The organism is Paenibacillus sp. CF384 (genome assembly GCF_900106745.1).
Classification (GTDB): Bacteria; Bacillota; Bacilli; order Paenibacillales; family Paenibacillaceae; genus Paenibacillus_Z.
This window is the reverse complement of the sequence record NZ_FNNV01000001.1, coordinates 183,090-206,783: the sequence shown is the minus strand read 5'-3', so window position 1 is coordinate 206,783 and position 23,694 is coordinate 183,090. Positions and strand designations below refer to the sequence as shown.

Below are 23,694 nucleotides of genomic sequence, written 5' to 3'. Positions count from 1 at the left end.
TTCAACGAACTCGTGAGAAACCACTAATACTGTCTGTTTTTTGTTAAATCTTCAATTCGCCGAGGCCACTCCCACTGCGAATGATATCTATTGCCGCTTGATACAAGTAACCATCCCGGAAAGTCAGATAAGGACGGTGCGGTTCACCTTTGATATCAGCGATAAAATCCCGAACATGGGCGCACCACATATTTTGCACCGGGTCACCTACGCTTGGGAATTCATCCAACAAACGCTGCGGTATAGGCAGAACTTCAGGCTCACCGCCTAAGTGCAGCCTCGTAACGGTTATACCGCCAGTAAAAAAGAAGCCGGTAGCCGTTAATGTTCCTGATTCGCCATACAGCGTTATTTTCGGCAGCTCGTCTGAAGCGCCAACACCGGTATTTAGTAGTATCGTTACAGGGATTTCCGTTCCTTCGGCGGAACTCAAACGAAAAAGGGCCGTAAACGCCCCATCTGCATCGCAGACGCGCCATTCTAGATTTTCTGCTTCTTCTGCGGTAGGAGTTCTAGCGCCAGCCAATCGACTATCATGCAAATCAACTATATATGGAGCACGCTCTCGCAATACTCTCGCCTCGCCCGTTGCCCGAATCGGAATCCCGCTTGTAGCAGCGGAGATGATCCCCAATAGGTGTGGCAGCGCATTGTTTAGAAAGCCCCCGCCGGTTTCCAAGGAGTCCCACCAAGTCCATGGGCCAATGGCTTCACTACGCGGCATGCGACAGAAGCATTCCACTTCCAGAATGGCTCCAATATCACCAGACTTGGCAAGTTCAGAAAACCAGGTATATTCAGGGTGATACAACCAAGTTGCGGCATACGCATGTTTCACGCCTGCCTGTTCAGCCATCTGCAGCACACGCTTGGCTTCTTCCGCTCCTAATGCAAGCGGCTTATCGCAATACAGATGACACCCCAACTCCGTCGCAACGATAACCACTTCTTCTCGAAGACTGGCTGGAGTTGCAATGGCAACAATATCAGGCTTGATCGATTGCAGCGTCTGGCGCCAATCAACGGACGCATTCGGTATTCCCAACTTCTGAGCGACATCATCTACAACCTCTTGCTTTCTAGCGTATATTGCCACAACGTCAACACCGCAAGCTTGAAGGGCGCGGGTATGTCCCTCACCTGCCCAACCTGCACCGATTACAACGGCTTTCAACTGTCCACTCATTGTCCTTCTCCCCTTAATAAGATTAAATTTCTACTAGGAGATTTGCTACACTGGCACGCATGAAATATATACTACAATTATAGTTGCTTGCGGCTTCCATTATCACTACATGCGCTCATCCTTTCTGCTATATCCTTATTACGTCCTTACGATTTCCCGGCATAGAAAAGTAAATATTGCTCCGTATGCTCTCGCCAGTAATTATCGGAATGCTCTCCAGGGTTCTTGAAATAGGTCACGTTAACACCTTTCGATTTCAATAGTTCGTACATTCGTTCGGTACCTTCATATAACTTGAGATTATCCTTGTCGCCACAGTCCAGATAGACGGTCATGTTAGATATATTCAAATTTTTAGCGAGAATCAAAGGATCTCGTTCCTCTCGTAATGCGTTGTCCGGGTACAAAAAGGATTTTAATCCTCTTTCACCTCCCACTGCCGTCCAATCATCTGTAAATAAGGCCGGACTATGTCCGCCAATCTTACTGAATAGCTCGGGGTGCACAAACGCCGTATGCAAACTGATAAACCCACCCATGGAATATCCGCCGATATACCGATGTTCTTGGTCGGCTTGCGTGTAGTAATGGCTGTCAACATACCTGATTATATCCTTTATAAGGTAATCCTCGAATCGTCCATAATACGTTGCATCGTAAGGTGCATCGGGATTCGTGCTTCTATAAACCTCCGAGCTGTTCAATCCGTAACTGTTATTCATTTGAGGAAATACCATGATTAGAGGTTCGATCTCCCCTGCTTCGATTAATCGATCTGCCGTTTTATCGATTTCGAGAGCTTTCGTCCAAGACGTATCGTCTCCGCTCCAACCGTGAATTAAATACAAGACGGGGTATTTCCTGTTCGCGTCGTATCCTTCGGGAAGATAAACATGCATTCGCATGTCTTTGTCCAGAGATTCACTGTGAAAAGTCGCTGATGTCAACTTCGAATTCGAAGCAGGCGTCACATCGCTGACGCTCTCATTGTTCGGACTGCATGCGGTTAATCCAAGTAAAAATGCGGTTGCCAACATAATAAAGATCAAAGATAGATTATGTTTCAATTGAGTCCTCTCCCCGGATAATTGGCATAGGTCACAGCAATAAAATTGTATAATTTTTACATCCTATTCTATAGCCAATATCCGGACCGTTTTTACCACAATAAGGATATTTTCCCACAACAAAAAGGCATGAGCCCTATTCAGTACCGGACTCATGCCTTTGAAGCAGCCTAACAAAAAAGGCAACCGATCCTTCGATCGATTGCCGACGGGCAATTAAGCTGTGATTTGAGCAGCGATGCCGTTCAATTCAGCTATATCTTGGGCGGAAAGCTCCACGTTGGATGCCCCCGCGCAGTTCACGATGTTAGCCGCTTTGCTGGCACCGGGAATCGGCAGAATGACGGGCGACAGTTGAAGCAGCCATGCAATCGCGATCTGCTGCGGTGATGCATCATGACTTCTGGCGATGCGGGAAAGCGTCTCGTTGCTGCCAATGCCTTGCGCGTTACCCATGCCGTTAAGAGGGCTGTATGGAAGGAAAGCAATACCTAGCTCTTCGCAGCGCTTCAACACGTCCATGGAAGTATGGTCAAACAAGTTCATACGGTTTTGAACAGATGCGACCGTTACTATTGAGCGGGCATCTTCCAGCTGTGCAACGGATACGTTCGACAGTCCCACGTGAACTATCTTCCCCTCCCGCTGCAAATCCGCGACTGTTGCCACGGATTCCGCAAACGGAACCTTAGGATCCGGACGGTGGAATTGATAGAGCGTGATTGCGTCCACGCCGAGCGCACGCAAACTGTCCTCGCACGCTTGACGCAAGTGTTCAGGACGGCCATCGGTTTCCCAGCGACCATCCGGACGAATGTGTCCGCCTTTTGTCGCGATGAGCACTTCGGGACGGTTATGTAAAGCTTTGGCGAGCAGTCGTTCGTTATGACCGTTCTCGGTCGAATTCAAGCAGTACGAATCGGCTGTATCGAACAATGTAATGCCTTGCTCCAAAGCAGCATGCACCGCTCTGATGCCGTCTTCCTCTGAAGGGCGTCCGTGAACGGAGAGCGGCATTCCGCCCATCCCGATTTCCCCTACGATTATTCCTGTAGAACCAAGTTTGCGTTGTGGCATTGTCATGGTACAACCTCCTTAGATTCAGTTATGAAACTTCCATGAATAGTGACGAAAATTCCATTTTTAAGTATACCAGTTCAGCTTTTTCACTCCTAGTACTGAAAAAAAGTTCATCTAGTTACTCTGAAGTAAGGGATGCTAGGGCGACCTGCAATTATTATCTGTTGAAAAAATAAAAACCGCGTAGATGAACGCGGTTTTCATGCATTTCTGGTTTTGTTTCTATTATGGGATGCGATTTTACTTTCGGCAGATAAAGATCAGTTCATGATGGTCTGCTGTAGCAGGTTCATCGCTGAAATCTCCATTGATTTGTATGTCGCTGAAGCCTGCACGCTCAAGCATCAACACCAACTCGTTCTTCGAATAGTCATCCAGCCTTTGCGTTTGAACTTCCTCCCTGATAAGGACGCCTTCGTGCCACAGCCGGAGTCGCATCTGGCGGGTGGCGACATTCTCCAGAGGATCTGTTTCAAGTGACCGGGCAACCATTTCCAGCTCCGTTCCGTCGGCCAGAAGCTGGCGCTCACTGGATGCGGGCCATCCCTCGGGCTTAACCTGTCTATTCTCAGGCAATCTCGCCAGCCAAGCGGGCGGATCGTTCCATCGCACCGTATAGTTGAAAGCAAATATGCCGCCTGAACGTAGATGCTCATGACAGCGCTGCATAGCCTGCATAGTCAGACGATGCTCTCCGCCAAGACCAATCACACCGCAAGCAAATATCGTTCTGTAGCGCTGAGGCAAATCCAGCTCGTGCATAGCCTGCGCATAGAGCCGAGGTGAAAGCCCTTGCTTTGCTGCTCGCTCCTGGCAGACAGCGAGCATATCCTCCGAGTAGTCGCAGCCATCCACATCCAGGCCATCCTGCAAAAAGTGGAGCAACAAGCGTCCACTCCCGCAGCCCAGATCAAGCGCCGGTTGTCCAGACGTCTCGATCAGCTTCTTGTAATACTCACCTTCCGGACCAGCTTCCGTGGCATTCGCCCACGATTGCGCCAGAAGGCCATAGTGCCATATTTGGGGTCGTTGCATATGTTGATGACCTCCCTGATAGTAGGTGAAATCATTAGCCATAACTGAACTGCCTATAGTCGTTATAAATTGCTGCGGATGCGAAATTTACCAGGACATTTGGTTGCCTTCATTTAATATTAGGGTTGATGTAGTCACATCGATCACCCGCTCTCATAGGATTGATTTTACAATAACACGGTTTCCTAATTCTTCCAATAGACGATGTCAGGTAATAAATGATTGTAATCATTCTGTATTGCTGCTCCTCGTCTTCCCCGATATAGCGGCAGTCCGCGTGCACCTACTAGTACGCTTTGAAAGCTACGACAATCGAACCGATCATCACGACAATGCCGCCGACCTTGCTCGTGAAGTAATAGAAGTCGCTCGGCTCGGGGTTCTCGTACATGAGACGCTGCGGGGATATACGGAACATGAAATCCTGGAAGGCTTGGTACCGGAAACTGCACCATCCGAAGATCAACAGGCCGAGGGCAAGAAACAGAAACCCTGGCACGCCTCGTTTGACATGGTAATCGGGGTAAGCAGCGCTTACGAGCGCCGACGGCGGATAATCTTCTTCCCCTTCCTGCTTGTTCCGCTCGCCGTTTGCGTACGCCTCAATACCCATTACGATATTGCCTTTGTCATCGTAGCCCAAGAGGTAGCCGTTATTATCCTCGACGCTGTAGACATGGCCGTTTGGATAGGTTACGCGGTACTTGGTCGAGTAAGGAATGCTCTTGTCCGCAATCGCATAGGACTTACCGCCGATGATCACTGTGCGGTGCAGCTCATCGTCGGTGCGTACTTGGACGGGACCGGCTGTGCTGCTGCGATAGGTGACGAGACTGTCTTGCTCGCCGGCGAATTTGAACGTACTCAAGTACAGGTAGAAGACGCGATCCGTGAAATAGGGTTTCGACAAGACTCCCGTCAAGAGGGACACGAGGAGAACGGAGACGAAGAAAATGGAACTAGGCGATTTCATTATTCGGAATAAACTTGCTCGGGAATAAATATGCGCTCACCCTTTCTGCTATCCCTTTTACGTCCTCATGTGAGAGGCGGTTGCAGCTAAGAGCGCGTTGAGTACCGCTTCAGGCGATCCCGTACCCGGCTTTCCCCCATGACGTGCATCATATCGTACAGATCCGGCGTCATCGTCCGGCCCGACAGGGCAACACGTACGACCATCGCAACGTCGCCGACATGTCCCGGATAAGCCTCCGGATTTTTCTTATAGGCCTTGGCATCCTTGGCGAAGCCCAGCTGATCGCCGATCGCCTTCACTTTGCCGAACCAAGTATCATGGTCGTCCCCCAGATCAAGCGATTGCTCGTATTCGCGAATGATTTGCTGTGCCAGCTCTAGCGATATTTCCCCCGGCAGTGACTCATAGCCTGCTTCGACCGATCGGTTGAAGAACTCATCGTAGAAGTAAGCGTACAGGTCGTTCACTTCAGACCACTTTGAAATGTCCTTGCGCGGCTTCTCCGACACGCGTCCAATATTAAAGATAGCAGATGCATAGTCGCGATTGGCACTCAGTCTCGCAGCCAGCTCTTCATCGAACGAAGCAGCCCATGCCGATGCTTGCGCATAAACTTCGTCCGCGCTGTACCGTGAAATGACGTCCTTGCTGATATCGTTAAGTTTGTTCATATCGAACAGCGCGCCACTGACGTTCAATTTGTTCACGTCGATCGTAAAATCCGTATACGGCGCTTCCGAATGGTTCATCCGCCACTCCTCGTAGTTCGAATTGATAAGCGTCATGAAATACTCGGCAATGGCTTTGCTCGGATACCCTTCCTTCTGGTAATAGATCGCGGTCGCATCCCGGTCTTTGCGTTTGCTGAACTTGCGCTTTGAAGCACCGTCCATCTTCATGATCGGAGCCAGATGGCCGTATTCCGGTCTGCGGAAGCCCAAAATCTCGAACAGCTGAATATGCACGGGTATAGAAGCCAGCCACTCGTCCCCTCGAATGATATGAGTCGTACCCATCAGGGTATCGTCCACTGCATGAGCAAAATGGTATGTTGGGATGCCGTCTGATTTCATGATGACGATGTCCTGTTCGTTTTCCGGCATTTCAATTTCGCCTTTGATCAAGTCGTGGTACTTGATTCTTCGATCAGGCAATCCAGGCGACTTCAACCGGATGACGAACGGCTTTCCCTTCTCAAGCTCAACCAGAGCTTGAGAAGGCGTCCAATGTCGGTGAACGGCCCAATCTCCATAGTAGCCTGGGGTCAATTGCGCTGCTTTCTGCTTGTCGCGAATCGCCTGTACTTCATCCGCATCGCAGAAGCAGGGGTAAGCGAGTCCTCTGCGAATTAAGTCCTTGATAAACACATGATAGAGGCTTGCGCGCTCGCTTTGTCTGTATGGTCCGTAGATGCCGACTTCTTCACCGGACACAGTCAGCCCTTCATCCATGGATATGCCGACGTAGCCGAGAGAACGAATAATGTCTTCCATGCTGCCTTCGACTTCTCGCTTCCTGTCGGTATCTTCGATCCGCAAGTAGAAGACGCCGCCGCTTTGATGCGCCATCCGTTCGGAGATTTGCGTCGCGTAGAGTCCCCCGATCGTCATAAAGCCAGTCGGGCTTGGAGCGAACCGCGTTACTAGTGCTCCTTCCGGCAAATCTCTTGTGGGATAGCTGTCCAGAACGTCTTGGGGGAGCCGCGTCACTCCCGGAAACAAACGATCGGCTAATTCGGCTTGATTCATCGTAGTTTCATCCCTTCCCTTTAGGTTTGTAAGCAATCAAAAAAGCCTTCCGTCCTCGGTTAAAGGACGAAAGGCTTAGCTTCCGTGGTACCACCTTAATTAGGGCAACCGCCCCTCTCAACGAAACCGATTGAGCGGCTTCTCTTCTGTAACGGGAAGACCCGCCGGACCTACTCCCTCTTTCGGCCCGATGCTCCAAGGCTTCTTTCGCCAAGTTCGAATGCCCGTTTCCACCTGTCCGGGCTCTCTGCGATTCGAGTGCTTGCCTACTCATCCTTATCATCGCTCGTAGCAATATCCAATAATTATCAGTAATGGTATCACAAGGGATTGTGCGGCGTCAAGGGATTCCAGCGGAGCGAAATAAGCGGATACTAAGCTGAACCGTATTGACAGGAAAAATACGGAATGATAGTATAATCTACTAATCATATCTATTTAATATGAATTAAATCATCAGGAGGTATTCTCTCATGTCCATTCGAACTTCCGTACGCAACAGGGTTCTCCTAACAGCAGCTTTATCAGCCACTTTGCTGGCATACGCGCAGCCTTCCGCCTTCGCATCTCCTGCAACGACCGTAAACTCTCCTACAGCCATCACAAGTCAGTCGGTCTCGGCGAAAGAGATTTCTTCCTCCGAATATGCTGCATTCCTGAAGGACAAATTCGGTCTGACGCTCCCCGAGAACGTGAGCCGCGGCGAGTTCTTCGTCGATGTGGTCCGTTTGCTGGACCTGTCCCCTGCGGACAAGCCAGTGACCTTCAATGACTTGAACACGTCGAGTCCTTACTACAATGCTGCCGCGGCGCTGCATCAGAACGGACTGTTGTCGTCGGATACTGCGAATGCATCTGCGCAACTTAAAGCAGTCAACGCCGTACAGCTCGCGCTTCGATTGGCCGGCTTCAAGGAACTTGCTTACACGTATTCCGAAGCGAAAGCGGAGAAAGCGATTGCTAAGCTTCCGATCAAGTTGTCCTCACTCAACAAGCAAACGAAGCAGGAACTAGCCGCGGCAATCGATACGGGTCTGTTGCCGGCCTCCTATTTCAACCAGATCGCTCCTAATGCACCTGTCAGTGCGGACTTGGCGAATCTGCTGATTGGCAAGACGCTCGTCCTCAAGGGACAATATAAGCATTACCTCGGCTATGTAGGCGACTCTGATATCTATACCAAGCTTGCGGATGCGTATCATGGTTCGGTTATCATTAAAGACGATAAGTTGCAGACAATCGTCGATACGGCGCTGGAACAAGGATTGGTTACGGGCTACAACCTGAAAGACAGCCAGTACGATTCCAATTTCATCGAGTCTTTGAAGCTGGTATATGGCCACTCTGATCTCCAACACGCGCTCCAATTAATCGGGTTGCTGCGAAGCGAGGGCCTCGAAGCCAAGGTGCAATTCGAACCGAAAACTTCAGCCTTCGTCTATCTGAAAGAATGGGGCGAGCCCGGCGTTTCTGACCAATACGAAGTTCGCCAAATTTCGAACGGCAATTACATTGAATATGCAAAAGAATACGATATCTCCTTTGAATTCGAGAAGGCCGCCGACAAGCAGCGCTTTAACGCAATCATCAGCGCTTATGCGAAGAAAAACGAAGAAAATCAACTTGGACTTCTTGTAAGCTCGTGGTGGCAGCCGCTGTACTACTCGCTCACGCCATTGGCCGACTATAAAGAAATCACAAATAATAAAATTCAGCTTGGCCGGTATTACGCGCAGTCCTTCTCATTGAAGGAGCAGTCCAAGGCCACCATCGATGGATTCAAGCACGTGGATCCTTCCGTAAACGTTCAAAGTTACGATTTCTGGACCGACATTCCGTTCTTCAATTACTTGAATGGCGAACCGCTCTAATCGTCCAAAATGTCACCGAAATCGACAGGCCACCGATTAATCATCGGTGGCCTGTTCTTCGTTAGCGAAGTACTTGAACTATCCTGTTTGTTCAGCTTCCCATCTAGCAATTTCTTCGCGGACTCGCGGCGCTACTTCAGTGCCAAGCAGTTCAATGGCCCGCATAACTTCTTCATGCGGCATTGTGCCTACAGGCATGTGCATCATAAATCGTGTGAAGCCTAATTTCTTATGCATGTAGATGATTTTGTTGGCTACGGTTTCGGGATCGCCTACGTAGAGACCGCCTTCCAGCGTTCGTTCAGCGTCGAATTGCGCGCGGGTATAATCGCCCCAACGGCGCTCTTTGCCGAATAGATTGAACGATGCTTGGGTCGGCGGGAAATATTGGTCTACCGCGAGCTGCGTGCTCTCAGCTACGAAGCCGAGGGAATGTACCGCTACGCGAAGCTTGGACGCATCATGTCCGGCGTGAGCTGCCGCCTTTTTATAGAGCTGCACAATCGGTGCGAATCGTAGTGGACTGCCACCAATAATAGCTAGTACGAACGGCAATCCTAGCATGCCCGCGCGTATGGCCGATTCCTGATTTCCGCCGCTTCCGATCCAGATGGGCAGTTGGTCCTGTACAGGTCGCGGATAAATACCGAGATCCTTGAACGCTGGCCGATGCCCGCCTCTCCAAGTCACCTTCTCTGAATCTCTAATTTTCAATAAGAGCTCGAGTTTCTCTTCGAATAGTGTCTCATAGTCGTTCAAATCGAAGCCGAATAAAGGAAAGGCATCAACCATGGACCCTCTTCCTACGATAATTTCCGCACGGCCATTGGATATGCCGTCAATCGTAGCAAACTCCTGAAATACGCGCACGGGATCAGCGGCGGAGAGGACCGTAACCGAACTGGTCAGGCGGATGTTCTGTGTCATGGAGGCGCCTGCCGCCAGTACGATGGCGGAAGCCGAATCCCCGAATTCCTTTCGATGATGCTCGCCGACTCCGAATATGTCCAGACCGACCTTGTCGGCCAATACAATTTCTTCTACGACTTCACGCAGCCGTTCTGCATGCGTTATGGTCTTCCCTGTACGAACATCCGGTGTTGTTTCTACAAACGTATCCATGCCGATTTCAATTTTCATTTATATAGTCTCCTCTTCTATCTTTAATACCCTAATAATATTTATCCTATATATAGATAATATAATTATATAATATAAACTGTCAACGATCATATCTTCCTTCGCATCCACATCGTTCCAGACGAGTTGTTTAAAATCCCACACACTACAAAGTGCAAACAAAAAAAGCCCACGTTTAACGTGGACTTCATTCCGACAATGTTCTTGTCTTCCGATAACTGTACCAATAATGTAATTACAAAGGTTGAATGGGATTGCCCTTCAAAATATCTTCCACTTCTTGATAACCATCAAGGTAGGCAAAGTTATATCGCGCTGGGAGTGCGAACACGTATTTGTCATTGCGAGTCAGTTCGCTTGGTCTCATTGGCGCTGCGCCGATGAACATTTTCTCCTGCTGAATCGCATTCCATTGATCGATCGTAAAGACATATATAGGAACGTCCTGTCTAGGCTTGTCAGCTGTCCATTCGGGATGGCGGATGCTGATGGACGCACCGCTTTCTATGACCTTACCGTCTGTCGCATCATGACCTTCCCATTTGTCAGTTACGATCGTGTACCCTTTCCAACTGTCCGGCAGCGTGAAACGGAATCCATATTGAGTATTCTCATATACGGTTTGTTCAACTTGATGCGCTTGTGCAACGACAGGTACTACCTCTTCAGCATGATTCGCTCTGTTTGCGTTCACTATAGCTGGTACGGAAACGGCGACAGCAGCCAGCAGCAGCAGTGCAGCGACTCTTTTATTTTTCTTGTTCATGATCATTTCCTCCTCTTAAGCTTTGTCACCTCTTATCCTCATTGGAGACAAGCAGTGGTTGACTTACAACCTCATATTACCTAGAACTAGCTCGAAAGGAATGACAGTTCGGTAACGAAACAGTTACAAGTAGGTAACGAAAAAAGCCCGCGTTTTACGCGGACTTCATTCGGAACAATTTACTAGTCAACCGATTCGCGAATATTGAACGGCCTTTAATGAGATAATGTTCTTGTCACCGTATAACAACCTTCTTGAGTCCGCAACTAATTGTAGAGACATACATACATTCCCCGGAAGAGCACATTTCAGTTACCGGATAACCGGTAAGCATGGAATGCAATACCACACGTGATCCCATCATCTGCAGTCGGTAAAGTCCTTGACTCGTGCAAGCGTAAAGACCCGTTTCCGTTGACTTCAGGGCATAAATGGAAATCCCATCGAAGTCGCTTACGGTGAATCCGCCCTTCTGATCACCTTGAACAAGTCCTCCTCCCATACTCACTCCAACCACTCGGCCGTTAAATACAGCTAGACTGGTGACTGCCGTTCCGAGCGTAAAATCAGCCCACGAATCCGTATAAACATCGTAGAGGGTTATCCCCCGATCTGAGCCGAGTAAGTAATAGTGGGGAGTAAGAAGCAAATCGTATATTGGCATGTTCTGATAGGCAATGTTCTTCCACTGCGTTCCGATTTTGTACCAAATTCCGTACTCAGTCGCCGCTGCGAGAATTGGGCCTCGTTTGACAATTTGGTAACATGGTATTGTAATATCGGTCGGATACCACTTATTCGCGTCATAGTAAAATAATCCTTGCTTCGTACAAGCGAACACCGAATTATCAATTACCTGCAGCCGATTAATTGTGGCTTCTTCCGGAAGTCCATCATCAGCTTGCAACCATTTAGCTTCACCGTTCTTACGGAAAATGCCCTTCCCAAAAGCGGCAGCGAACATGATCTCCTTATTGGCGCAAACGGATAAAATATTAGGCGACGGACAATCGGTCACATCTGAAACAACTTGAAATGGAGCAACCATAATGTCACATCCTTATTATTGAAATTGTGTTATTTCATAATAATATGTGATAATGATTATCATTGTCAATATTTCACCGCCATCAGCACTCATTGTCTGAAGAAAATAAAGAGCGGCAATCTTCGACTAGAAATAAAGTCTTTGACTGCCGCTATATTCATTTGATCAATAAACTAGTTGCGATTGGCGATTTTGCCGGCGAATTCCCCATGAAGAGCTTGTTTAAATGGATCCGCTCCCAGAAAATCATGCGGAAATCCAAGTGGGATACTACTGACTTTGGATAACAAATCCATCTGTTCCGTTGTCAGCTCGAAGGTTAGACAGTTTAAATTATCCTTGATCTGCTTTTCCGTTCTTGCTCCGATAATTGGGATGGTCGTCCCATCCTGCTGCCTGATCCAATTGAGGGCGACTTGTGCAGGAGTTCTGCCGATGTCTTGAGCAATGCTTTCAACCGCATCAAGGATGGAACGGTTTCTCTCCGAAACACTTTCCCCCGTAAAATCAACCCGTTTCGAGTCTTCTGGCCGGCCTCCTTTGTATTTGCCGGACAATATGCCACCACCGAGCGGAGCCCAAGCGGTTACCCCAATATCCAACGCTTGTGCCATTGGGATTAAGTCGCGTTCAGCCTCCCTCTGGACCAAGCTGTACGATACCTGCAAACCTGTAAACGGAGTCCATCCCCTCAGCTCCGCTATTGTATTTGCTTGTGCGACAATCCACGCCGGTGTATCGGAAATGCCGATATATAGAATTTTCCCTGCTCGAACCTGATCGTCCAAAGCTCGCATTACCTCTTCGACTGGCGTCATAAAATCCCATGCATGCAGCCAGTACATATCGATATAATCGGTTTTCAATCTTTTCAAGCTTGCATCCAGTGACTGAACCAGGCTTTTGCGATGATTCCCCCCGCCATTCGGGTCGTTTGGATTCATGGTCAGTGAATATTTCGTCGCGACAACTAATTTCTCCCGCTCCGCTGCGATAAATTCCCCAAGGTACTCTTCGCTATCTCCCCCCGTGTATTGGTTGGCTGTATCAATGAAATTTCCACCTGCATCAACATAAGTGTCAAATATTTTGCGGCTTTCCGTTTTATCCGCTCCCCATCCCCAACGATCCCCGAATGTCATGGTACCCAAAGCGATGTCCGATACTCTCAAGCCACTTTTGCCAAGTAATTTGTATTTCAATTGACTTCACGCTCCCTTTAAAGTGGAATACAATTCAAATCCTACACCCTAGAGTTCACTTTAGATCAAGTGGTTAATTTTTGACTTGGTTAATCGTTTATAATCGAGTATATTCTAAATCATATAACCTCAACATGTTTCGATGATTAGCGGAAGGTGGATCATAAACAGAATGAACGAGGCATTTTCAATTGGCCAGGTAGCAGAGAAGACGGGGTTGTCCATCCATACCATCAGGTATTATGAAAAAGAAGGTATTTTGCCGTTCATCAAAAGAAACGAAAGTGGATTACGAATTTTTGAATTTGAGGATATCCAGTGGATCAATCTGATAAACTGTCTTCGTAGTACCGGTATGCCAATTGCTCAGCTTAAAGACTATGCTGATCTCACTTTGCAAGGCGACCAAACCGGTGACAAACGTTTGGAAATTCTGGAGAAACAAAAAGAAAAAATAGAAGAACAAGTGAATACATTGAAGTCTTACATCGACCTGCTCAATCTTCAAATGGAGTGGTACCCTAGATTAAAAAAAGAAAATGTTCCATTTGATCATGCCATGAAAGCTTGGTTGAAGGATGGCAAATTACCTCCCGAAGATAATGAACTCTAGTAAACTCTATTTTCTTCGAATACACGCACTCAATGTTTATGAGCAAATATAAAGGATCCGCTATTGCGGATCCTTTATTGTGCTTTTTAGGATAATCTAGTCGGTTGCTGAATTTGAATAGTTGAATCTTGTTAAATAATCATCGATTATACTTTGATCCTGATGCCACCATAACATTGGATAATCATGATTGTGAATAAACCCTAACTTTCTGGCTAGTTGTATGGACCGTTGATTCCCTGCATCACAGTTATAATTCGGTATTAGATTATAGTTCAAGCAGTGTTCAATGAACGATACTCCAGTCAAGGTGGCTAACCCCTGTTTCTGATAATCATCCACGGTTACGATATCGATATCCGCATATCCACCGCCTACAAACATTGCGTTACAGACACTGACAAATTGATCATCCTTCATGATGCAATAACCAAATCCGTGATCCATGAAGTCCTTAGAAGAACCCCATAGAGATTGATAGGAGGAGTCCAGTTCGTGCTGATACTTGTCAAATAGCCTCCCATCCATTCTTCTCATTACGAATTGCTCAGGAAGTTTATGCAGTGAGTTTCTTAGATTGTGGAATTTAGAAAGGTCGAATGAAAATGAAGATCGATGCAACAGCACTGTTTTTCCCGCCAGTCTGTCGCTGATTGGTTGGAGTAAATCAGATGTCGAAGCATACAAATCATAATAATTTGGATGGTTTTGCGGATTTAGCAAGTATGCTATGACTTCGTTCATAAAGAGTTCGTTATCGCCTGATCCAGCTAGAAAATAAACGCCGTATGAATTAACGATTAGGCTGCAGGTAGGATCCATCTCATTATCCACAAACACAATCCCGGATTGCGTATGATTAATAACGGAATAGGCAGATACAGGTATAAACGCAAGGTTCCTCAGTAAAGGCAATACGCGAGTATAGTCTGCTTGTACTAATGTAATCATTTCGTTACCCCCTTCTAGTTGAATGAGCATTGTCCTCTCTCTACCCAACATTATAACGATGCGATTGCATCGGAAATAGATAGGAAATGATTAGAATTATTTCTTACACAAAGAACCACACCGGATCTTAGTCCGATGCGGCTGAGACTTGGTCCGTACTGACTATTTTCGCGAGAAGCAGCTTTCAAAATATGAAATCAATAGCCATGCCGATTGCTTTGTTCAAATCTAGAGGACGGTGCAAAACCAAGCTCCCCCACAAGATGCAACCGATTGTCGTAATCGTAACGAACAATATTTTTTCTTTCCGGCCGATATTCTGGGTCTTCATGACGGCGAATCCGGAGACGAGGAATGCGATATACAATAGAATCAGCCAGGTCATATCGCCGCCTCCTTCTTCATGCTTCTGTCCCGATTGCGCACCCAACTGGCAACTAGGAACAACAAGGGAAAACCGAATCCGAACGGAACGTAGTAGATGAACAAATAATTCTGGACCCATTCCGCATTCTCCACGATATTAGAGAAAAACAACGCATAGGCAGATATAATCCATACGAGCGGGTAAGCGACGACAGCTCTGCTCTGGATTGCGAACAGCTGGCAAATCGCTGAAACGGCGAAATAGAAGAGTATGCTTAACTTCAAGAACACGAGCAGAAGAGCGTTTACGGAAATGATCGCTTCAAGATGCTCGATGAAATTAGAAAATTGCATTTCGCGGAAGATGATATAAATGGGATAGGTCAAATGTGACCCCCGGTAAACGCCGAGTAAACCGATGGTAAAGAAAATCCCCAGTGCAAGCTGGAAGCCCATGAACGCAATACCGCCCAGAAAGGCGGTATTGAGCTTCCTGCGGACCAACGGGAATGCCATCATGAATACGACGGTCTCCATGAACGGAAAGCCGAGCGCATACTTCGTCTCCGCAAGGGTCGGCAACCATTCAAACGTACCCGGATAGTTGAAATTTCTCCAGTCCCACTCTCTCAGCATGACGGTAAATGGCGTCCAGTACGCGATCATCAGTATAGGGAGAATGACTACGCTCACCATAGCGATCGTGTCAATTCCTTTGATCACCGCATAGGCACATACAAGAAGCGCCAAGATGTTGAACATGCTAATCGGGGTTCTTGGCATCAAATTAATCTGCATGTAGTCGCTCATGTTTCGAGTTACCCATGCCGCCATTTGCACGAAGAACAGGATATAACAGAGGGACACGAAGCCTCCCACGTACTTACCAAGCGCCTGCTGGGCGATTTGGACAAGGGACAGACCGGGATATCGGCTTGACACGTACAGCCAGAATGCTCCGGCGATAACGCCAAACAGCGTGCTCCACAGTTGGACGAGCCACCCGAACTGCCGAGCTGCGGAGATAATGCCGACGGGCAGCAAGATGAACGACGTCCCTGCGACGAACGCAGCAGTCATTGCGAATAGTTGCCACCCACCCAGTTGTAGTGGTTTTTCCAAGTGCCATCGCTCTCCTTATTGATACGGCGTTCTCGTGTTGCCGAACATGACTGCTTTGGAGCTCACCTCGAACGATACGTCGAAATCTCTCCACTTTCCGCGCCCTTGTTTCGTATCTCCGATTCCGAGCAGATCCCAGTTGTTGTCTTTCGCTAACCGGACAAATTGGTTCGACTGTTCCACTAAAGTCTTGTTAAAAGCCTGTTCGATTTCATGCGTATTCTGCAGCGTAAGCGGACTCATTTGTTGATTGTACAGAACCCGAAGGTTGACGCGGATTGTGATATGGAGTCGTTTCGGCCCCCATTTTCGTTTGACTTGAATATTTCTTGTCTCCAAATCGACTTTGGCGCCGTTTACTTTGATGTTCTCCAAGCACCTGCGGGCATCACCGTTCAGCACGTAATACATCTTTTTCGTGTGTTGATCGATTTTTCCCACCATTTTCGCTCGAATGAACACTGCGCCTTCAGAAATTTCAAATCCTGGTTCTGTCGCGTTTATGTGGTCCACTCGATCCGTTTGGGATGCTGGACTGCTTCTGTTGTAATGAAGGATTGGAATGATCGTCGGCCGGCTCAACGGAACCCCCTTCACGATATCTTCCAATTGCGTTAGTTTTCGGGTCATTCCGAATGTTTTCGCTTGCCAATCCATCAACAACCGAAGATTACGCCCAGGTACCCGGTCCAGAGGCGTGAAGCTTTCCATGACGTTCTGAATGGGCGCATCGGTTACGACGGCATATACATTGGTTCGTCTTTCTGTATTAAGTTCCAAATAATTAACTAATTCAAGCAGTCCATCTCTCGCGAACCTTTCGCTGAACACATAACATTGCAAGTGGGCGGTGAACAGCATCCGGGACATCGTCGTACCTGATTTTTCGGTTAACAGGCCGAGGTTTTGTTCCGAGACTACATAGGTATATACGGATGCTTTCGCAGGCCCGGCTTGCCGGGACGAGGTGCCGGTCGGATTAAGGACCTGATAGTAAGCCGTGATACGCTTGGTTTTAGGATCCATATCCGCTGCGGTCATTTCCACCAAAGCCAGATGATTGATTTCTCGCATATCCCAGCAACCCGTGCACATTAACAATAAGACGACAACTTGTATCCATTTCATGAGATCACCTTCTGGACTTTCCCTGTTGAAACATTTTCGGTCGGTTCTTCAGAAATGGCCTAGGAACTCTTATGAACGTATCCTTCCAATCGGGCAGGTACATGGGAGCGAATGGCGCGAAATACCGGACCCCGAACGAACGGAGAGAGGCAAGATGTACCAGCAAGAAGAATACGCCGCACATGAGCCCGAACAATCCCATCACGCCGGCAAGAATCATGAAACCAAACTGAATAATCCGCTGTGTAATACCAAAGCTGTACAGGGGTGATACGAAATTGGATATCGCGGTGATCGAGACGACGATGACCATGGCTGCGGAGACGATCCCCGCCTCTACTGCCGCCTGCCCAAGCACAAGCGCACCGACGATGGAGATCGCCTGACCGGCGATCCGAGGCATCCGAAGACCTGCCTCGCGTAACACTTCGAACGTAACCATCATCAGGATCGCTTCAATGAAAGCCGGGAAAGGCACCCCTTCCCGCTGAGCGGCCAAGTTGACCAAGAGCGGGTCCGGGAGCAATTCCTGATGATAACTGACGACCGAAATATACAGCGCGGGCACGAAGATGGCGAGAAGGAAGGCAACCATCCGAAGCCAGCGCAGCAGTGTGGCAATATCGGCACGCTGGTAGTAATCTTCCGGTGCGGAGAACAGCTGAAAGAACGTCAAAGGTCCCGCTAGGACGATCGGCGTGCCGTCGGTCAAGACGGCCACTTGTCCCTCCAACAATTTTGCGGAGATCGCGTCCGGCCTTTCCGTTGCAATTAATTGCGGGAAAGGTGTTAATGTCTTGTCTTGAATCCATTCCTCGATATAGGCGCTCTCCAGAATACTATCGGTATGAATGGCCTTCAGGCGCTTGCGGAATTCATCCACTAATTGATCCGCGGCTATCCCTCGCATATAGGCTAGGCAAACCATCGTTCTCGTTTCCGAGCCAATAACCATGGATTCGAATACGAGTTTATCGCTCTTCAATCTCTTGCGGATAAGAGACAGGTTGCGGATGAGATCTTCCACGAACCCTTCTCGCGGACCACGGATCGTGGATTCCGTGCTCGGTTCCTCAACGCTGCGTTGTTCCCGCTTGCACACATCCATTGCAAGCGCTTGATTCTTCTCCGGGAGAAGAATCAAGCAATGGCCTCCCAGAAGCGCCTCGATAGACTCTTCCAGTCCGTCCGTTTCCTTCATCTGACCATGGGAAATTCTCATCTTTAACCAGGACAAAGGTTCAATCTCATCATCGGCCTGTTCCGTTTCCGGCTCCTGAGTTGCATACAGGATCGGACGAATAATCGCCTCGTCTACCTGATCTTGATCAGCTAGAGATGTGAGAAAAAGGCAGGATACCTCGAACCCTGCCTTAGTCTGAAGATGGCGGCGCACAACGTCCGGGGAAGCTCCCAGCCGTTCTGTTATCCGATCCGCGAGATCCTGATTTTGCTCCGTCATGGAATCGTCCCCTCCTGCAATTACTCCAGTCAGGTTGTCCAGAAAGCTGGACATTCATTCCTTTTTCCTACCATTTCTTGAGAAGTGCTTTTGCTTGATCCATGGTTTGTTCAACAATTTCTGCCGCGGAGTGGTTGCTCGCTAATCGAAGTCCTTGACCCGCCCAGAGTGACATATATTCGGGGTTATTTGCTCTAGCCGCTGCCTGTCGAATGTCTCGCGTCATTACGTTTTGGATGGGGAAGGCGGGGATTATTCCCGAATACTGATCCATATCGTTCATGAATGTTGTTTGAATGCCTCTTGCCGGTTTGCCCGAGTAAACACGAGTAATGGCAGTGGAATCCTCATGGGATGTCAGGATTTTGTGTTTGTATACCTCATGAGCACCGCTCTCGGGGCAAGCCAGAAATGCGGTTCCCATCTGGACAGCAGTTGCCCCTAGAACAAGGCTTGCTGCAAGTCCCCGTCCATCCATAATGCCGCCAGATGCAATGACCGGTATCGACACATGATCTACAATCTGCGGAATAAGCGCCATCGTTCCGACCAATGCATCCGAATCGCTCTTCAAGAATGTGCCCCGATGTCCCCCTGCTTCGCTTCCTTGGGCCGCAATGGCGTCTACTCCTGCCGCTTCTAAACGAATCGCTTCTTCAACAGTCGTTGCCGTACCGATAATCACAATGCCACGCTGCTTCATAGCTTGGAGCATATCGTGTGGCGGTATGCCAAATGTAAAGCTGAATATGGATACTTCCTCTTCCAGCAAGACTTGAACTTGCTCTTGAAAGGACTCCGAAGACTTCGGAATGGATGGATTCAGTTCAATGCCGAGCTGGGCGCGATATTTATTGAGCTCGGTTGTCATTTGACCGACTTCGCCTTCCTGCTCTTCCGGAAGTTCAGGTACAAACAAGTTGACCCCGAATGGCCTATCTGTTAATTCTCTGGTCCTTCGGATCGTACTTCGAAGCTGATCTGGTGTTAAGTATGCGCCTCCCAGATTTCCTAGGCCTCCGGCATTTGACACTGCCGCTGCTAACTCAGGTGTCGCAGGGCCGCCTGCCATCGGCGCTAGGAATAGTGGATATTGAATGCCCAGCATCCGTGTTAATTCCGTTTCTAACATGATGGAACACCTCCTGTATTGTTCGACGCTATGCTAAGCGTTGCTTATGGATCTTTTGTTATGGGTTAGGACTGCGCCAACCAACAGTATGGTCACAGCTAGAACAAGCACCAACGTGGCAAGAATGAGGGATAAGCGATAACTGTGCGTCATTTCCAGAATCATTCCGGCCCCAATCGGACCCAGGATCTGCCCAATACCAAAAAAGCCAGTCATGAGAGCAATCGCCTTATTGCCACTGGTTGGTCTAGCTATACGAGCAGCAGATATTGCGAGCATGGCTATTCCCATAAACGTTCCGCCAAACAGGATCGAGCCTACGATTACACCTAATAAATTAGGCAGCCATACGGGCAGGATGACTCCCGCAGCTTGCAGGATCAGTGCGGTTATCAGCGGTTTGATATAACCGGCTTTACTCGTCCACCAAGACCAGAGAACGGTCGATGGTATTGCCGCTATCCCAACGATAATCCAGCTATAGTCAGCGAAACTTGCTATCTGGGGCATGTGTTTGACCATGGCAACCAGAAAAGTCGCACTAACAATATAACCTAGTCCCTCAAGGCCGTACATAAATAATAGCCAGCCAAAGATAGATGCATTCTCGCCCGGTGAAGCCGAGGAAACAGGATGTTGGTTTACTGCTATCGTCTTATCCTCTCGCACAAACGGCCAAACCAGCATTAACAGCACGAAGCCGATGATCGGAAGCCCAATCCATGTTCCCCTCCAAGTGAAATGGCTGAGGATAGGCGTCATTAATCCGGTTAAAGCAATACCCGTACCAACCCCACCGAAGAACACGCCTACCCATTTCTCGCGCTTCGCCGAAATCAGCGCATTCAGTACTAAACTCGATGATAATACGAAAATAAATCCGCTGCTCATTCCACTTAAGAAGCGCAGCAGTATCCATACATAAAACGAAGATGCGATTCCCATAAGCCCCGTTGTAAGAAGGCAAAGGATCAATTGAATGCGAAGATGGTAAGCCTTCCTGTTCCCCCACGTTATGAACCCAGCACCAAAGGCAGCGACAAGGTAGCCCAAATTGTTGCTTCCCGCCAAGTACCCCGATTCCGCGCCGGATAGATGCGCTTGCGCTTGCATCAATGGGAGTATGGACGTGTACGAGAACCGTCCGATTCCCATTGCTATGATGAGCATAACAAATCCGCCAATAATGGTCTTGGTAGAATATGATAAGTTCGTTTGATTATTTTCAACTAGCCCCATACGACCTGCCTCCTTTCTGAGTGAATTGTAACCTATCACTTATATCGTGTAAAATGAACTATAACGATGGTTAACATTAAAAAAAACAATATCTTATACGGAGGTATGACGATGGAGATCCGAGACCTGCAGATTTTCCTGGCAGTTGCGGACGAAGGAAGCATTACCAAGGCAGCCGAGAAATTAGAATACGTGCAGTCGAGTATCAGCATTCGTATTCAGCAGCTCGAGAAAGAATTGAATACGACGCTATTCCGTCGTGGACGGCAAGGCGTACAACTCACAACATCCGGAGAGGCACTTAGGTCCTATGCGGAGAAAATCATTTTTCTTACACATGAGGCTGAACGCGTCGTTGCAGATAACACCATTCCTAGAGGACCGCTTCGCATCGGCTCGCTTGAAACCACTGCAGCGGTTCGGTTGCCATATATTCTCACCGATTACCTGAAAGCTTATCCTGAGGTCGATCTGACCTTGAAGACAGGAACAACGGAAGAACTCATCCATTTCGTGTTGAAATATGAATTGGATGGCGCTTTTGTAGCTGCACCTGTTGAGCATGCAGAGCTCGATATTACGGAGGTTGGAGTTGAGGAGCTTGTACTTGTCTCATCCGGACAATTCGCACCTTTTGACCATCCGGAACAATTACGCAATCTGACTTTACTGGTGTTTCGTGTCGGTTGTTCTTACCGGCGGAAGCTCGAGGATGGGTTACATGCGAAAGGGATCATTCCTGCAAGAATCATGGAATTCGGTACGTTGGAGGGAATTCTGGGATGTATTCATGCTGGTCTCGGAGTCTCAGTTTTACCTCGTTCAGTGGTTGAGCGAGCCAAGGTTCAATATCAATTGCGCTCCCAAGACATCGAAGATAAGTTCTATCTCACTCCGACCCTGTTCATACGCAGGAAAGATACCTATAAAACGGCAGCTGTTTCTGAATTTATCCGAGTCTCAAGAGATCGGTTCAACTAATATATAAGGGGTATCGTAAGATGTGGAAACCAGATCGCGATAGTAAGAAAGCTCTATATCACCAAATTGCCGATCACCTCGAACAACGAATTTCATATGGGGAATTTCCTCCCGGCAGCCTGCTCCCTTCGGAGAGGAAGCTCGCGGAGCAGCTTGGCGTCAATCGCAGCACCGTTATCATGGCCTTTGCCGAGCTCCGTTCCATGGGAATTATCGACAGCCGTACTGGCAGTGGAACCTCAGTAAGTACCACAAAGTGGGGGGCGACACCGAGACACACCCCTAATTGGAGCCGATACGCGGAAGGCGGAAATTTCCTGCCCAACTTGCCCTTTATGAGAAGGATTCGGGAAGCACTCATACAGCAGCCTTCCTTGGTCGATTTTGCAAGCGGAGAACTCGCTGCCGATTTGGCCCCAACAGAAGAAATAGCCAAGATCATGAGTGAATTTCAATATCCCTCTTACTTGGGCTATGACAATCCGCAAGGTTCGATTCCGCTCAGACAAGCTCTGGTTGACTATCTGGAGAACTACCGGGAAATTCGGACATCCGAATCATCGATTCTCATTACATCCGGCTCGCAGCAATCGTTATATCTCATTACGCAATGTCTTCTGTCCCCTGGGGATGCTGTGGCTATCGAAGATCCATCCTATTGTTACTCCCTTCCCATGTTCCAGTCTGCAGGGATTCGATTATTCCGGCTTCCGGTTGATTCGCAAGGGGCTCAGCCGGAGGAGATTCGTTCGTTATTCCAAAAACATCGCATTAAGATGGTGTTCCTCAACCCTAATTTCCAGAATCCCACCGGAACAATGCTAAGTGATGAACGTCGCAGGCAGCTGCTTGATATCGCAAGCGAGCTTGGGCTTCCGATTGTAGAGGATGATCCTTACAGTCTGACCGCTTATGATGGCAAGCCGCCTTCTCCTTTGAAAGCATCGGATGCCGCCGGATCCATCATCTACATTGGCTCTTTCTCCAAAATTGCCGCGTCAGGCTTGCGCATCGGCTGGATGGTGGCTCCCCATTCCATTGTTAAGCGTCTTTCTGACGCCAGACAGCAGATGGATTTCGGTTTAAGCGTAATCCCGCAGCAGGTAGCTGCACAGTTTCTGCAATCTTCACTGTTCGTGCCGCATCTGGATCGGTTACGGATGGAATTGAGATTCAGACGGGATTTGACGATCGAGACGCTCAACAAGGAACTTCCGAATGCACTTCTGCACACGATTCCAGATGGAGGATTGCATTTATGGTACAAGTTAAACAGTACGATTCAAGATGGCAAGCTCTTGGAGGAAACCATTCGAAGGGGGGTTGTATTTGTACCGGGCAGCGTGTACGGATCAGACCCCGGATTCGTCAGATTCACATTTGCCAGACCTCGAATGGAAGATATCGAACGAGGGATATCCCTATTTGGCGAGGCGTTCCGGAAATTACATGACTAGCTTCATTAGTATAGAGATTACCCACAGGATCTCCTGCGGGTAATCTCTTCGACTACTTGATATCATGCTTTATGAGGTATACGGCTCCGCCACCAAGCAGGATCGATCCCGCAACAAAAACGAA

21 protein-coding genes and 1 other annotated feature are annotated in these 23,694 nt (G+C 48.3%); of the genes, 4 read left to right on the top strand and 17 right to left on the bottom strand.

What is annotated here, in order from left to right; all coding sequences use genetic code 11:
* Positions 1-43: 43 nt before the first annotated feature.
* The 6 genes from BLW29_RS00935 to gltX all read right to left on the bottom strand — a co-directional run bounded on the left by BLW29_RS00935 (position 44) and on the right by gltX (position 7,092).
* Positions 44-1,186, bottom strand: a complete 1,143-nt coding sequence (locus BLW29_RS00935; protein ID WP_090975461.1) for a Gfo/Idh/MocA family protein — start codon at positions 1,184-1,186, stop codon at positions 44-46.
* Between the two features lie 146 nt (positions 1,187-1,332).
* A complete protein-coding gene (locus tag BLW29_RS00930) occupies positions 1,333-2,253 on the bottom strand; it encodes an alpha/beta hydrolase (protein ID WP_256208246.1) in 921 nt (306 codons plus the stop codon).
* 216 nt (positions 2,254-2,469) lie between these two features.
* Positions 2,470-3,336 (bottom strand): aldo/keto reductase, encoded by an 867-nt coding sequence (locus BLW29_RS00925; RefSeq protein WP_218147082.1) that lies wholly within the window; start codon positions 3,334-3,336, stop codon positions 2,470-2,472.
* 237 nt (positions 3,337-3,573) lie between these two features.
* The gene (locus BLW29_RS00920; protein WP_177186421.1) at positions 3,574-4,368 is read right to left on the bottom strand and encodes a class I SAM-dependent methyltransferase; all 795 of its coding nucleotides are present in this window, start codon (positions 4,366-4,368) and stop codon (positions 3,574-3,576) included.
* A 286-nt stretch (positions 4,369-4,654) separates the two neighbouring features.
* Positions 4,655-5,278, bottom strand: coding sequence for a DUF6199 family natural product biosynthesis protein (locus BLW29_RS00915; protein WP_090975459.1), 624 nt, complete (start codon positions 5,276-5,278; stop codon positions 4,655-4,657).
* A 149-nt stretch (positions 5,279-5,427) separates the two neighbouring features.
* A complete protein-coding gene (gltX, locus tag BLW29_RS00910; protein WP_090975458.1) occupies positions 5,428-7,092 on the bottom strand; it encodes a glutamate--tRNA ligase in 1,665 nt (554 codons plus the stop codon).
* A 59-nt stretch (positions 7,093-7,151) separates the two neighbouring features.
* Positions 7,152-7,384, bottom strand: a binding site (T-box leader).
* A gap of 181 nt (positions 7,385-7,565) precedes the next feature.
* On the opposite strand from gltX, the gene BLW29_RS00905 reads away from it, so the two are divergent.
* Positions 7,566-8,963, top strand: a complete 1,398-nt coding sequence (locus BLW29_RS00905) for a hypothetical protein (protein WP_090975457.1) — start codon at positions 7,566-7,568, stop codon at positions 8,961-8,963.
* Positions 8,964-9,041: 78 nt separating this feature from the next.
* On the opposite strand, the gene BLW29_RS00900 is transcribed toward BLW29_RS00905, so the two are convergent.
* From BLW29_RS00900 to BLW29_RS00885, 4 genes are all read right to left on the bottom strand, one after another.
* A complete protein-coding gene (locus tag BLW29_RS00900; protein ID WP_090977008.1) occupies positions 9,042-10,097 on the bottom strand; it encodes an LLM class flavin-dependent oxidoreductase in 1,056 nt (351 codons plus the stop codon).
* A gap of 241 nt (positions 10,098-10,338) precedes the next feature.
* The gene (locus tag BLW29_RS00895; RefSeq protein WP_090975456.1) at positions 10,339-10,869 is read right to left on the bottom strand and encodes a hypothetical protein; all 531 of its coding nucleotides are present in this window, start codon (positions 10,867-10,869) and stop codon (positions 10,339-10,341) included.
* A 235-nt stretch (positions 10,870-11,104) separates the two neighbouring features.
* On the bottom strand, positions 11,105-11,917 hold the full coding sequence (locus BLW29_RS00890) for a hypothetical protein (protein WP_090975455.1): 813 nt from the start codon (positions 11,915-11,917) through the stop codon (positions 11,105-11,107).
* 173 nt (positions 11,918-12,090) lie between these two features.
* Positions 12,091-13,119 carry an aldo/keto reductase gene (locus tag BLW29_RS00885; RefSeq protein ID WP_090975454.1) on the bottom strand — a complete coding sequence of 343 codons (1,029 nt, stop codon included), beginning with the start codon at positions 13,117-13,119 and terminating at the stop codon, positions 12,091-12,093.
* Positions 13,120-13,291: 172 nt separating this feature from the next.
* Here BLW29_RS00885 and BLW29_RS00880 point away from each other — a divergent pair, with 172 nt between their 5' ends.
* The gene (locus BLW29_RS00880; RefSeq protein ID WP_090975453.1) at positions 13,292-13,732 is read left to right on the top strand and encodes a MerR family transcriptional regulator; all 441 of its coding nucleotides are present in this window, start codon (positions 13,292-13,294) and stop codon (positions 13,730-13,732) included.
* Positions 13,733-13,828: 96 nt separating this feature from the next.
* Here the strand turns inward: BLW29_RS00880 and BLW29_RS00875 are convergent, their stop codons facing one another.
* The 7 genes from BLW29_RS00875 to BLW29_RS00845 all read right to left on the bottom strand — a co-directional run bounded on the left by BLW29_RS00875 (position 13,829) and on the right by BLW29_RS00845 (position 21,132).
* Positions 13,829-14,683 carry a GNAT family N-acetyltransferase gene (locus tag BLW29_RS00875; RefSeq protein ID WP_177186420.1) on the bottom strand — a complete coding sequence of 285 codons (855 nt, stop codon included), beginning with the start codon at positions 14,681-14,683 and terminating at the stop codon, positions 13,829-13,831.
* A 184-nt stretch (positions 14,684-14,867) separates the two neighbouring features.
* Positions 14,868-15,068 carry a hypothetical protein gene (locus tag BLW29_RS00870; protein WP_090975451.1) on the bottom strand — a complete coding sequence of 67 codons (201 nt, stop codon included), beginning with the start codon at positions 15,066-15,068 and terminating at the stop codon, positions 14,868-14,870.
* Complete coding sequence (locus BLW29_RS00865; protein WP_143044337.1) at positions 15,065-16,171, bottom strand: GerAB/ArcD/ProY family transporter; 1,107 nt, start codon at positions 16,169-16,171, stop codon at positions 15,065-15,067. Before BLW29_RS00865 ends, BLW29_RS00870 begins: the two co-directional genes overlap by 4 nt.
* A 15-nt stretch (positions 16,172-16,186) precedes the next feature.
* The gene (locus BLW29_RS00860) at positions 16,187-17,299 is read right to left on the bottom strand and encodes a Ger(x)C family spore germination protein (protein ID WP_090975449.1); all 1,113 of its coding nucleotides are present in this window, start codon (positions 17,297-17,299) and stop codon (positions 16,187-16,189) included.
* Positions 17,300-17,303: 4 nt separating this feature from the next.
* The gene (locus tag BLW29_RS00855; RefSeq protein WP_090975448.1) at positions 17,304-18,761 is read right to left on the bottom strand and encodes a spore germination protein; all 1,458 of its coding nucleotides are present in this window, start codon (positions 18,759-18,761) and stop codon (positions 17,304-17,306) included.
* Between the two features lie 67 nt (positions 18,762-18,828).
* Positions 18,829-19,893, bottom strand: a complete 1,065-nt coding sequence (locus BLW29_RS00850; RefSeq protein WP_090975447.1) for an NAD(P)H-dependent flavin oxidoreductase — start codon at positions 19,891-19,893, stop codon at positions 18,829-18,831.
* 33 nt (positions 19,894-19,926) lie between these two features.
* Complete coding sequence (locus tag BLW29_RS00845; RefSeq protein ID WP_090975446.1) at positions 19,927-21,132, bottom strand: YbfB/YjiJ family MFS transporter; 1,206 nt, start codon at positions 21,130-21,132, stop codon at positions 19,927-19,929.
* Positions 21,133-21,243: 111 nt separating this feature from the next.
* Here BLW29_RS00845 and BLW29_RS00840 point away from each other — a divergent pair, with 111 nt between their 5' ends.
* Together BLW29_RS00840 and BLW29_RS00835 are read left to right on the top strand one after the other, a co-directional pair.
* Entirely contained in the window at positions 21,244-22,113 is an 870-nt protein-coding gene (locus tag BLW29_RS00840) for a LysR family transcriptional regulator (RefSeq protein WP_090975445.1), read from the top strand.
* Positions 22,114-22,133: 20 nt separating this feature from the next.
* On the top strand, positions 22,134-23,570 hold the full coding sequence (locus BLW29_RS00835) for a MocR-like pyridoxine biosynthesis transcription factor PdxR (protein ID WP_090975444.1): 1,437 nt from the start codon (positions 22,134-22,136) through the stop codon (positions 23,568-23,570).
* Positions 23,571-23,694 lie beyond the last annotated feature (124 nt).